The organism is Sphingobacteriales bacterium (genome assembly GCA_016706405.1).
Lineage (GTDB): Bacteria > Bacteroidota > Bacteroidia > Chitinophagales > UBA2359 > BJ6.
Map to the genome: position 1 here is coordinate 472,645 of JADJJT010000001.1, position 13,433 is coordinate 486,077.

At 38.1% G+C, this 13,433-nt stretch carries 9 protein-coding genes; 6 read left to right on the forward strand and 3 right to left on the reverse strand.

Features of this window, described 5'->3' with window-relative positions; translation table 11 throughout:
• Nucleotides 1–5 precede the first annotated feature (5 nt).
• Nucleotides 6–254 (reverse strand): transposase, encoded by a 249-nt coding sequence (locus IPI59_01970; protein MBK7526332.1) that lies wholly within the window; start codon nt 252–254, stop codon nt 6–8.
• Entirely contained in the window at nt 166–399 is a 234-nt protein-coding gene (locus tag IPI59_01975) for a transposase (GenBank protein ID MBK7526333.1), read from the reverse strand. Before IPI59_01975 ends, IPI59_01970 begins: the two co-directional genes overlap by 89 nt.
• Nucleotides 400–742: 343 nt before the next feature.
• Here IPI59_01975 and IPI59_01980 point away from each other — a divergent pair, with 343 nt between their 5' ends.
• The 6 genes from IPI59_01980 to IPI59_02005 all read left to right on the forward strand — a co-directional run bounded on the left by IPI59_01980 (nt 743) and on the right by IPI59_02005 (nt 8,719).
• Nucleotides 743–1,954 carry a hypothetical protein gene (locus IPI59_01980; protein MBK7526334.1) on the forward strand — a complete coding sequence of 404 codons (1,212 nt, stop codon included), beginning with the start codon at nt 743–745 and terminating at the stop codon, nt 1,952–1,954.
• Between the two features lie 176 nt (nt 1,955–2,130).
• Nucleotides 2,131–2,760 (forward strand): response regulator, encoded by a 630-nt coding sequence (locus IPI59_01985; protein MBK7526335.1) that lies wholly within the window; start codon nt 2,131–2,133, stop codon nt 2,758–2,760.
• Nucleotides 2,757–6,674: a response regulator gene (locus tag IPI59_01990; protein MBK7526336.1), complete on the forward strand. Its 3,918-nt coding sequence runs from the start codon at nt 2,757–2,759 to the stop codon at nt 6,672–6,674. The genes IPI59_01985 and IPI59_01990 overlap by 4 nt, the downstream gene beginning before the upstream one ends.
• Nucleotides 6,671–7,057: a response regulator gene (locus IPI59_01995; GenBank protein MBK7526337.1), complete on the forward strand. Its 387-nt coding sequence runs from the start codon at nt 6,671–6,673 to the stop codon at nt 7,055–7,057. Before IPI59_01990 ends, IPI59_01995 begins: the two co-directional genes overlap by 4 nt.
• On the forward strand, nt 7,058–7,393 hold the full coding sequence (locus tag IPI59_02000; protein MBK7526338.1) for an Hpt domain-containing protein: 336 nt from the start codon (nt 7,058–7,060) through the stop codon (nt 7,391–7,393).
• Nucleotides 7,394–7,876: 483 nt separating this feature from the next.
• Nucleotides 7,877–8,719, forward strand: a complete 843-nt coding sequence (locus IPI59_02005; protein ID MBK7526339.1) for a methylated-DNA--[protein]-cysteine S-methyltransferase — start codon at nt 7,877–7,879, stop codon at nt 8,717–8,719.
• A 400-nt stretch (nt 8,720–9,119) separates the two neighbouring features.
• Here the strand turns inward: IPI59_02005 and IPI59_02010 are convergent, their stop codons facing one another.
• Nucleotides 9,120–13,316: a T9SS type A sorting domain-containing protein gene (locus tag IPI59_02010; protein ID MBK7526340.1), complete on the reverse strand. Its 4,197-nt coding sequence runs from the start codon at nt 13,314–13,316 to the stop codon at nt 9,120–9,122.
• Nucleotides 13,317–13,433 lie beyond the last annotated feature (117 nt).

A 13,433-nucleotide genomic window follows, 5' to 3' on the forward strand; every position in this document is an offset into this window, starting at 1 on the left:
TGTATCTACAATAATATGCCGCTTTCTGCCTTTAACTTTTTACCCCCGTCAATCCCTCTGCACAAGCCTCCGACGCTTGTTGTCTTTACGCTCTGGCTATCAATTATACCAACACTTGGCGATGAAGCCCTGCCTGCTTGCTTTCGAGTCTTATCCCTGAGTATTTCATGGATGAGTTCTATCTTCCCATCCTTCTTCCACTTGGTAAAATAGTAGTAAACAAGCTTCCATGACGGAAAATGGAACGGCAGCATGCGCCATTGACAGCCCAGTTTTAAGCAAATAGAACAGCGCATTAAAAATTTCTCTTAAACTGTGTTTTCGTTTCCGTTTGTCGTCTAAAATGCCTAATATTGCACTCCATTGACTATCGGTGAGACTGCTTGGGTAGGTTTTCATTTTACTTTATGTGTTTGATTTTCATAAAGCTATGAATTATTATTTAAACGTCAAACTGATAGTCTTTTATTCACATCTCTTTTAATAACTTTTTTCCTATCAATTTTTAGGACTGGCATGCCAATTTTTAATTTTTAGACAGTCTCTAAAATTCATTCCTGTTGAATATATTCAAAACAATGATGCTGGCATTTCAAAAATTGTTTTTACTATCACAGAAGATGCGGAAGGCAATATTTGGGCTGGAGGTAATAAAGGATTATATTGTCTGAAGTCCGGTGAAAAAAAATGGGTTCACTATTCAAATATTCCCGGCGATGAGAAAAGTATTCATGATAATAATGTGCGCTCTTTAGCTTTCGACAAAAAAGGTAATTTATGGATTGGAACCAATGGCGGAGGCTTGAACCGTTACAATAAATCAACTAATAATTTTACCCATTTTACTACAGAGAATGGATTGCCCAACAATGCAGTTTACACCATCCTCTGCGACAACAGCGGGATGTTGTGGCTGGGGACCAACCATGGTTTGTGCCGCTTTAATCCGGAAGATTATTCGTGCAAAAATTTTACAATGAAAGATGGTTTGCAGAGTTATGAATTTAATACCAATGCAGCATTGCAGCTGAAAGATGGAAGATTGCTTTTCGGAGGAGTGGACGGCTACAATGTCATTGACCCTACGAAGCTGGATAATTCAAAATCGCCTCCGCCAACCGTGGTCATATCTTCTATCAAAGTTTTTGATCGTGAAGTTCCGCCGGGTAATGGTCATTTAAAACTAAAATATAGCGAGAATAGTTTAGCATTTGAATTTGCAGCACTCAGCTTTTACCTCAACCAGGATAACCGGTATGCGTACAAAATGGAAGGCGTTGATCCTGACTGGATTTATAGCAACGACAGGAAATTTGTGACCTACTCCTATCTCGAACCCGGAAAGTATATTTTTAAAGTAAAAGCATGCAATAGTGATGGCGTTTGGAATGAGGAGGGAACGCAAATAATCATAACTATAACTCCACCATGGTGGAAAACATGGTGGTTCCGCACAGGGTTTGCGCTGTTTGCTATATCGACGGCGTTATGGTTTATAAGGCGCAATACGGCTTCCCTACGCAAGCATAAATTAATTCTCGAAAAAACAGTTGAACAGCGAACTGCAGATTTGCGTACACAAAAAGAAATTGCAGAACAACAAAGAACACGTGCAGAACAATCGGAAAAAGCCAAACATCTGTTCTTGGCCAACATGAGCCATGAAATTCGTACACCTATGAATGCCATAAAAGGCATGACGGATATTCTCATAAGAAGAAACCCAAAAGATGATCAGAAAGAATATCTTGAAGGTATAAAACAATCCTCCGATTCTTTATTGGTTATCATCAATGATATACTTGATATTTCTAAAATTGAATCCGGAAAAATTGAATTAGAGCAGGCATCTTTTTCTGTAAATGAATTGATAAATAATGTCCACACCATCATGCAATTCAAAGCAGAAGAAAAAGGACTTGAGTTGATAAAGACATTCCCAATGAAGAATTAAATGTTCAAGGAGATGTTACCCGATTACGACAAATTTTAATCAACCTGATTGGAAATGCCATTAAGTTTACTGAAAAAGGAACGGTTACTACTTCAATAAAATCAGAGCAAGATGGTAATAAACTAAATCTTCATTTTACTGTATCGGACACCGGAATTGGTATAGATGAAAATAGAATGGGTAAAATATTTGAATCATTCGAACAAGCTTACAGCGATACTACCCGGAAGTTTGGCGGTACCGGCTTAGGTTTAAGTATTTCTAAAAAATTAGTAGAACTACACAATGGAAAAATTTGGGTAGAAAGTGAAAAAGGGAAAGGTAGCCAGTTTCATTTCATTATTCCCTATGCTGTAGCCGATGCTAAAACAGAAATAATGCCGGCAGATGATGCTCAAACCAATATAGCCGATGCTTTAAAAGGAATAAAAATTCTATTGGTAGAAGACAATGAATTCAATGTAGTTGTAGCTAAGGAAGAGTTAGAAGATGCCATTGAAAATGTTGTTGTTGAAGTTGCAGAAAATGGTTTAATTGCCGTTGAGAAACTAAAATCATCTACATTTGATATTATTCTCATGGATGTTCAAATGCCGGTAATGAATGGCTTTGAAGCCACCCAAGCCATAAGAAACCTCGATAGTGAAAAAAACAATACCCCAATCATTGCCATGACTGCCAACGTACTTAAAGAAGAAGTAGATTTGTGCTACAAATCAGGTATGAATGATTTTATTGGAAAACCTTTTGATACTAAAGAGTTATTGCAAAAAATTCATGGCTTAAAAGTTAAAATATCAGGATGAAGGCTTTTATCAAAATAATGCTACTCGTCGCAGTAGGATGTTCGTTTGTAAATGTGGCTCAAGGGCAAACCCAAAAGACTTATTTCAATGCTATAACGATAGAAAATGGATTGCCTTCTTCAGCTATTTTATCATATACACAGGACAAATATGGATATCTATGGTTTGGCACCGAAAATGGTTTGGTCCGCTACGATGGCTACCAATTTAAGAAATATCCTTTCAAAGATAGTACAGGAAATACTATTTCCCTATGTTTAATATATTCTTTACATGAAGATAGTCATGGGACATTATGGGCATATCTATATAATGAAGGTATCTATACCTACAATATAAAAAAAGATGCTTTTGAAAAAACAAAAATTGTACAAGAGAAGAAATTATATGAGGTTTTTGACATAGAAAGAAAATGGGTAGAAGATAAAGATGCATTTTGGATAAGCCATACTACACATCAAGCTGCAAAAAACCCAAAGTTGATTTGGTATGACCCCAAAAAACAACGTATGGAAACATATAGTGCTGAAGAAAAAGGAAAGTATCACTTACCAGCCTATAAACAAAGAGACCTTGTAAAGGATAAGAAAGGCGTAATATGGGTAACATCAGATAGCTTGATAAGCTACTATGATACGAAAAATAAAAAATTTACTCCTTGTTTTGTGCTTTCTGGATTTCCCAAAAATACCGTTTTTGAAAAAATGGAGATAGACCCAAATAATCACGATATTATTTGGATAACAACACGTAATTATAAAAATCCGGAAAATCGATTTTATAAAAATGTAGCACAATTTAATACCAAAACTAAAACACTAAAAAAGTATAGCCATGATAAAAAAATTAAATCTTCACTATTAGACAATGCCTGCCTTTTTGTGAAAGCTGATGCGATGAACAGATTGTGGTTTTTAACAAAAAAAGGATTGTCATTATATAATCCATCCACCGATAATTTTACCAATTTTGAATTTGACCCAAATAACAAAATACCATTTTCGATATATCAATTGGCATCAGACAAAGAGGGCAATATTTGGATTGGTGGCAGTTTTTTAGGCTTGTGGCATTTGAATGTAAAAACTGGAATAAGTACTTTATATAGCCACACAGAAGAAGAAGGTAGTTTGCCTTACTGTCCTGGAGGAGTCAATAATATATTTTTTGACAAGGCACAAAATTTATGGCTTACCTTGCCTTGCACCGGCATCGCCTATGAAAACACTCAAAAGGCTTTTTTTAGTATTTTAAATCCAAACTTAAAATATAAAGGCAAAGAAGTAAAAATTAGTGACCCAAATTATTTCATTATATCTGAAGTTGATGATCAGTCTTTTTTTATTTATGACCGTAAGAATCTCTTGAGTTGGAACACAACGCTTAATACGCTTGAACCCATTGACCTGAAAGTCCCTGCTCGAGACACAACTATAAATTATATCTATAAAGATAAAGTAGGTTTACTCTGGATAAATTATTGGGATGAGAGATTGCGATGTTATTACCCGAAAACACATAAGTATGTAGATTATAAAAATGACCCCAAGGATAGCACTACGATTGGCAGTACAAATATTACTAAAATTGTAGAGGATAAAAATGGGACAATTTGGATAGGTACAAGAGGCAATGGTCTTAACAGTTATGACAAAAAAACAAAAAAATTTACCCGATATCCATTTATAGATTTAGGCGGGGCTCGTGAGACAAAGGACTCACTCGATGACAAAGATGTAATGTGTTTATTAATCGATGGTGATGGTACATTATGGATTGGTACACTGAATGGTGGTTTAAACCGAATGGATGCTAAAACAAAAAAATTCAAATCCTTTCACAATTTAAAAAAAGGGTTTTATAGTGTTACTCAGATTCAGGAAGAAAGCAAGCATCGTTTATGGCTTGGCACCTCTGGAAGTGGCATATATTTATTTGATAAGAGGACAGAGACCTACATTAACTACTCTGAAAAAGAAGGTATGCTTTGTAATAGTATTATGGATATGCAAAAAGACCACGAAGGTAATATTTGGACTACATCAAATCGAGGTTTGTCGATGTTCAATACTAAGACTAATAAATTTGTGAATTATACCACAGCAAACGGACTTCCAACAAATACACTTTGGAATATCTATAAAAGAGCAAATGGCTTGTTTTATATTGGGTGCATGCATGCTACCAAAGCAAAATATATCACTTTTGATCCAAAAAAGTTGGTTGGAAGCAATACTCCACCACTTACCATTTTAGAATCCATTAGCTATCATCCAGCACATTACAAGGACATTAAAAAAGATAGTGCTATTATTACAACAGAAATGAAAAACGTAACCTTTGCCTATAATGAGAATAAATTAACTTTCTATTTTACTAGTTTACATTTTGTGAATGCTCCGCTGAACCAATACGCCTATAAATTAGACGGATATGATGCTGACTGGCTTAGTAACGGCACTCAAAGGACAGTTACTTATACAAATTTATCACCAGGCGATTATACCTTTCACGTAAAATCATCGAATAGCGATGGTATTTGGGATGAAAAAGGGACTCAAATCAAAATATCCATTCTGCCACCTTGGTACCAAACTTGGTGGGCATATCTATCGTATGCTTTAATGCTTCTTTTAGCTTTAAGAATATTCAGCAAATACAGAGAACGTCACCTAAGGGCAGAAAAAGAAAAGTTGGAAAAAACAGTTGACCAAAGAACCGCAGAATTGCGTACTCAGAAAGAAATTGCTGAACAGCAAAAATTGCGAGCAGAAGAATCTCAAAAAGCAAAACATCAGTTCTTAGCAAACATGAGTCACGAGATTCGTACTCCAATGAATGCTATAAAAGGCATGACGGATATTCTCATAAGAAGAAACCCTAAAGATGATCAGAAAGAGTATCTTGAAGGTATAAAACAATCTTCAGATTCTTTATTGGTTATCATCAATGACATCTTAGATATTTCTAAAATTGAATCCGGAAAAATTGAATTAGAGCAGGCATCTTTTTCTGTAAATGAATTGATAAATAATGTCCACACCATCATGCAATTCAAAGCAGAAGAAAAAGGACTTGAGTTGGATAAAGACATTCCCAATGAAGAATTAAATGTTCAAGGAGATGTTACCCGATTACGACAAATTTTAATCAACCTGATTGGAAATGCCATTAAGTTTACTGAAAAAGGAACGGTTACTACTTCAATAAAATCAGAGCAAGATGGTGATAAACTAAATCTTCATTTTACTGTATCGGACACCGGAATTGGTATAGATGAAAATAGAATGGGTAAAATTTTTGAATCATTTGAGCAGGCTTACAGCGATACTACCCGGAAGTTTGGAGGCACAGGTTTGGGTTTAAGCATCTCAAAAAAATTAGTAGAACTGCACAACGGAAAAATATGGGTGGAAAGTGAAAAAGGAAAAGGAAGTCATTTTCATTTTATCATTCGTTATACTATTGCAGAATCGAAATCTGATGTATTATCAACAGAAGATTCAGATTCCAATATAGCTGATTCCCTGAAAGGGATTAGAATTTTATTGGTAGAAGACAATGCTTTCAATGTAGTAGTTGCACAGGAAGAGTTAGAAGATGCCATTGAAGGTGTTAAGGTTGAAGTAGCAGAAAATGGTTTAATTGCCGTAGAGAAATTAAAATCATCTACATTTGATATTATTCTTATGGATGTTCAAATGCCGATAATGAATGGCTTTGAAGCCACCCAAGCCATAAGAAACCTCGATAGTGAAAAAAACAATACCCCAATCATTGCCATGACGGCCAACGTACTTAAAGAAGAAGTAGATTTGTGCTACAAATCAGGAATGAATGATTTTATTGGAAAACCGTTTGAAACGGAAGAACTACTGAATAAAATTTTTAACTTAATAAATAAAATATCGTGAACAAAAACAATTCAACTATTTTCATCGTAGATGATGAGCCATTACTAACCGAAATGCTGACCGACTATTTAAAGCAGCAATATGAAGGCTTTCAAATCAAATCCTTTCCCACCGGAGAAGCTTGCTTATTGTGTTTAGAGGAAAAGCCAGATGCAGTGATTTTAGATTATTATCTAAACTCAAAAGAGAAAGATGCAGCAAATGGCATAGATATTCTAAAAGAAATCAAAAAAAGAAACAAGACATTACCAGTCATCATGTTATCCAGCCAAAAAAGCTATGGAACTGCCACAAAAACCATCATGTATGGTGCCGTACATTATGTGATAAAAGGACAAGATGCTTTTGAAGAAATTTACCAATTAATTAAAGCTAACGTATAGATGGTTGATTTAACTTTTTTAAAAAAATTTACGAAAGGCGATTCTCAAAAGATGAAACGCTACATTACACTCTATCTAAATGTAGCACCAAAAACTTTTGACGAAATGCAGAACAACCTAAAAAACAGTGATTGGGAACAACTTCGTATCAATGCACATTCCTTAAAGCCGCAAGCCGATTTTATGGGGATTGATAGTTTAAAAAAGGAGCTTGTGAAAATAGAAGATGCTGTGAAAATGAAAAATTTTAGTGCCATTGAAAACCTGCTTAAAACATCGCATAAAATTGCCATGGATTCTGAGGTGATACTTAAAGAGCTTTTAGAGAAATTATAAAAAACGATTAACAAAATGCTATGGGCAAAATTGCAGCAAACAAAATGGAAATAATATTGACTTTTTTTGCAAACCTGCTTTAATGGTGTTTTGAAGGAAAACAACAGCCAACAAGGGCAACCCTTGCACGGCTCAAACATTTTTTGCTCGTTTTTGTGGCCAAACCACCCGCTGCGCATGCATTTACCGCGGTTCAAACAAGCTTAGTTAGAATTTTTAATGCCTTAAAATGAGCCTGTTAAAGTTCATTACTTCCGGATGATGCCGTATTTTGGGCGATGGTTTTGGGTTTTTATCCGGATTTATTAAACCCCCAAAAAACAATAAATCTCTAAATAGCCTCTGTTTAAGGCTTATTCTCTTTAAACAACCAGCCAGTAATGGCAACTCTAACTAAGCCGTACGCGAGAAACAAAATTCAGCAAGTTTCGGATTTTATAACTGCTCTCTTGTTCCTACCTTTGCATTATAAAATTTGAAAAAATGGCAACACAAAATCAAATTCATTACAACCGAATTGCAGCAGCAATCGAATACATCAAAAACAACTTCAAACAACAGCCAAATTTGGACAAAGTTGCCGAACAAGTGCATTTAAGTCCGTTTCATTTTCAGCGTTTGTTTAGCGAATGGGCAGGAACAACACCCAAAAAGTTTTTGCAATACATCAGCATCGAACACGCCAAAAAATTACTGACAAACAAACAAGCCACACTTTTTGATGCGGCATTTGAAATAGGACTTTCGGGCACAAGTCGTTTACACGATTTATTTGTGAATATCGAAGGAATGACACCCGCCGAATATAAAAACGGCGGCAAATACTTACACCTTAATTTTAGCTTTGCCGAAAGTCCGTTTGGAAATTTGATTGTTGCTTCTACCGAAAAAGGTGTTTGCTATATGGCATTTGAAGACAACGAAGAAAAAGCATTAAACAACCTGACATCAAAATTCCCGAACGCATCGTTTCAACGAAAATTGGATTTAATACAACAAAACGCTTTGTTTATTTTTCAGCATGACTGGAGCAAACTGCCCGAAATAAAATTGCATTTAAAAGGAACGGAGTTTCAACTGAAAGTTTGGGAAACACTTTTAAAAATTCCAATGGGGCAACTATCTACTTATGGCAATATTGCAGAGCAAATCGGAAACGCAAATGCTTCAAGAGCAGTGGGTACGGCAATCGGTAGCAACCCTGTTGCGTTTCTTATTCCATGCCACCGTGTTATTCAATCATCTGGGAATTTTGGCGGTTACATGTGGGGGAATACCCGAAAAACTGCTATCATTGGTTGGGAAGGAGCAAAAACAAATTCTTAAATATAAAGACAAAAAAATGCAAGATATAAGCAGGGGAAAAAATAAAACGGAAAAAACCGTAAAGAAAATAGGCGTAGAAAATACAGTTTGAGCGAAGGTAGCAGGTTAAAAGCATAATAAAATTAAATGATAGAATGTGCTTCATAAATGGAAACAAAAACAAAAGGAGATTACCTTAACTAATTGGACTGCTACTTTTTTCACTTTGGTGTTATTTGACAAGTTAAATGGACACTCCAAATCGGTAATATTCTATTTCAGAGGTAATAGGCAAAAAGCAAAAAATTCCGGATAATAGTTGGTTATTACGTAACACCATTATCCGGAATTTAATAAACAGGCAAATTCAGTGCTGCCTATTTCTTTTTTCTATCCTTATTGCCGTTGTTATTGCCAACAACTAACGAATAAGTTTAAAAGTATGAGTTTGCTGCCCAGTAGCATTGCGCAACTGCACAAAATACAAACCATAATTAGACCAGTTTTGCAAATTTATTGATTGTGTTAGCTGGCAGCCATTAGTAGCAGCATTAATAGTTTGGTTGGCAACCATACGGCCTTGTGTGTCGTAAACGCGCAAATGGCCATTGGCAAAGGTTTCGGGTAGGTTTAAATAAGCCACATCATGGTTGGAGTTTAACACAATATTTGGTTGTATATTTTCTTTATTGCCAAGGTTAACGGCAACAATATTACTGTATTGCGTGTAGCCGTTGGCATCTGTCCACGAAAGGCGGTAGTAAGCCGTGCCACATAACGAAGGTGGGGTATGCAAAGCACTGTAGGCATAAACCTCGTTGGCAGTACCTGCCCCCTGTATAGTGGTAAAAGGTTCAAACTGTTGGCCGTTGGCCGAGTAATACAGTGTAAAATACTGGTTATTTATTTGCGCCGCTACCGAAAACTGTAGCAATACTCCTTTTTCTTGTTGCGTGGCGTTAAAGTTCAACAACTCAAGCGGTGTTTTTTCGCAAATAATATCTTCCACAAAATTATCTCCTGGGCAGCCGTATGGATCACTTAAAATAAGCATGTAGCTTGATTTTTCGCCCTCTTTAAAGAAAAGCGAGGGCAATGTTTCGCCATAAAATGGTTGGTAAATAAGGTCGCCGCTAATATTGTACTGGCTGTTGGCATCCCATTGTGGGTAGCCACCTTTAGCCGACAGCACTACGGTATAGTCGCCGGTTGACCAATCGCAAGTGCCATTTACAGTTAGCTCAACGGGTGCTAAAAATACAATTTCAACAGGGCCAGCGCTGTCGTAGCAGGGGTCGCTTAGGTCGGGGCTGCCATTGGGGGTGGTTTTGGCAGCATAGGCCGTTATATAATAGGTAGTATAATATTTTGCACCTTCATCTTTAATGGCATCATAAGTAAACTCGCCGGTAGTATTGATGGCTAATATTGAACCAAGCGGGTCGAGGCTGTTGCTGTGCAATACATAAACGACCTGTTGTCCTTCGCCCAATACCACATCAGTTGCGGCGGTTGTACCTGTTGCGCCGGCACAAACCGGTTCAACCGGAGTGGGGCCGGCCAAATTGGTTATGCAGCAAAGCGGGGCATTAAAACTAATTTCTTCTACGCATCCGGTTAATAATCCGGTACAAACAACAGTATATTGGCCTTTTCCATCGCCTTTAAATTCAAACGAGGGTTTATCTCCGGTGTTAAAAATGCCCAAGGCATCGCCACTAAGCTGGTATTCTTCTTCTTCGCCAAAAATTTCAAAGGTAACGCTAAAGTTTTCTGTTCCCGCAACACATTCGGGGCCGGCTATAAGGTCAATCAAATTGTCGGGGCAAGGATTACAAACGGGCAAATTAAAGCTTAGCGAGCCAGTACAGCCCGAGTCGTTGCCAATGGCATTTACCAAAACCGTACTTCCATCTCCCGGAAGTTCTAAGGTTAGCGATTCGCCATTTTTAAGCTGGGCATTTACACCACCGCTTAGGGTAAAAGTTTCGTCTTCGCCAACTACGTCAATAGTAAAGGTGGCATTTTTGGCGTTTGGTATGCAATCTACATCTTTTACCGTTAAAACGGGGTTATGATAAACGGTAACATTGTAAAATGCGGTATCAATGCCATTGCAAGTGCCTGTTTTTTCGGCCACCAAATAAGCCAAGTATTTTCCGGGCTTGTCGTACAGTTTTACGGGGTCGTTTTCTTTACTGGTGGTGCCGTCATCAAAATACCAGGTAAATTGGTCGGCATTCAGGCTTTTATTTTTATAAAACACTTTTATTGATTTGCAGGCTTCAATTTCTTCGGTGGTAACAAAATCGGCAATAACGGGGGTTAGTTCGAAGGCAAATTTTATAGAACCAAGGTTACAGTTTGTAGAGTTGTTGGTTTCTGACCACGCGCCGGGGGTAGTAGGAAACAAATCGGAGCCGCCGCAGCCTGCACAAACAGCCTGGTAAACAACGCCATCTTTGCTAAATCGGCTGGTGCCACCGTCAACGTGTTCTCCGGTGCCGCTTGGCGCACCAAAAAAGGTGGCAAAGGCAATATCTTTACAATCTTGGCTAAAAACAATAAAATAAAAGTCGTTGCCATCGGTAGTGCTTTGGTAGGCATCGGAGGTTACTGGCAAACCAAGGGTTGAAAGGTTGGATACGCCACCTACGCCTGCCGACCCCCATCCGGAAACATAAATTTGGTTACATTTATCTACTAAAAAAGCGGTGGGCGAAATGTCGGGGGTGCCATCTCCGTTGCCAAACGCCATTGAAAAAATGGTTGCGTCTAACTGTGGCGATAGTTTATGGATATACTGGCCACCGCCGTCTATATTATATACATCGCCAACTTTGGGGTAAGCGCCTTGTGTTTGGCCAACGGTATAAATATATCCATCGGCATCGGTTTCTATAAAATAGCTTTGGTCGTACGAGGTGGTACCTAAATAGGTGCTTTGCAACAGTTGGCTGCCGTCTTTATTTATATGTGCAACAAAGGCATCGGCAGTGCCACCAATGGCAGAGGGAAATAAGGTGCCAGCAGTTGTGGGGAAGTCTTTACTAGTAGTGCCACCACATATATAAATAGTACCATCCGGATATGGTTTAACTGAGTAAACAGCATCATCTTTAGTGCCGCCAATATGTGTACCCCACATCAATTCTGACAGGTCGGGGTTAAATTTAAGCACAACACCTTCTTGGCTGCCATTGCTATACTCTTGAAACGAGCCGGGCGATGCCGGAAAGTCGGGAGATTGCGTGGTGGAGGCAATGTATATATTACCATCTTTATCAAAAAATACTTCGCCGCGGTGTTCGTCGGCATAGTTAAATTTAAGCGGTGTTACGGTGTTAATACCATCGTTGCCAATACCCCCAATAAAGGTTCCGGCTAAAAGTGATGCGCCATCGCTGCTAATTTTGGCTATTACAATATCTGTTCCCTCGATATAATGCACCGAGTTAATGCTAATTTCGGCACCACCATTGTGCGAGTCGTCGTAACAGCCCGGCGAGGTTGGAAAGTCGGTAGAGGCCGATGTGCCATATATAATAAGGTCTCCTTGGTCATCAATAACTATACTGTGTGGCACCTCGTTGCCTAACGAGCCGCCAACATAAGTTGAATATACCAAACCTGTGCCATCGGGGGTGTATTTGGTTATACCCATATCGGCAGGGAAATAGCTGCCCGATGACCCTCCTTGGAACGACTCTTGAAAAGCGCCTATAGTTGTTGGGTATCCGATGTCAAAAACCACGCCACCGGCAAAAAGATGGCCTTCAAAATCGTAAGCAGCCGTAAAGCCCCAGTTGTCGGCAGTTGAGCCGGTATAGGTCGAGAAAACAAGGGTGGGGTCAATAATTAGTTCGGCATTGGGGTTATAGCCCGAGGGAAAATCGAAGCTAACTTTGTTTCCGGATACTATAAAATTACAGGGCACTTCTACCATCTTGCCATCAATATATTGGTAGGCAAAGGGTTTTTGGTCTATTAAGGTGTTTACTGATGTTACGGCGTGTAAATTGCCATCTTTTACAAATAATTTGTCTAATCCATCGTAGCTTAGTTTAATTTGATCAATATTGGCATTTGGCTTCACAATAAAATCGTATTTCATGGTTGCATCATCTCCATATATACGCATGGTAACACCGTTCCACAGTTCGGTATAATCTATTTGCTGGTACAAGCCAACATGCGAGCGCCACTTGTCTTTTTTGCCTATAAAATAGTTGCGGTAGGGCTCGGTCAGGCAGGTTGCTGCCGGCATTACATTGGTATTGGCATTTTCAAAATTTACCCTAAACGCGTGACAATTGACCAAAATGTCTTCGCTGTCGGGGGTGTGGTGTGCCTCGTGAATGGCATCAATATCATCCGGCGAAACCAAAACGTAGGTAAGGCGGTTTTGCTCCAAAAAAAGGCGTGCCGAGTTTAATTCGACTTTGTATTTAATAATATCATTCCACTGGCCCTTGTTTTCAATAAAATTTAAAACCGTGGGGGGCAATGTATTACTTTGGCAGTCGCCGGCATGTGCCGGCATAGTTTTTGCCCATGTTATTAAAAACAAGCATAACAGGGCTGCCAAACGTCTTAAAAAGGGGTTAAAAAAGCGCATAAATAAACACATTATTTGAGATTTTTAAAAAATTTATAGTCAATTGGCTTAGCTTGCTATAAATTAAGCTTAATTTAAACCGGTTAAGGTAATACTTTTTTGCTTAACCCTATTTAA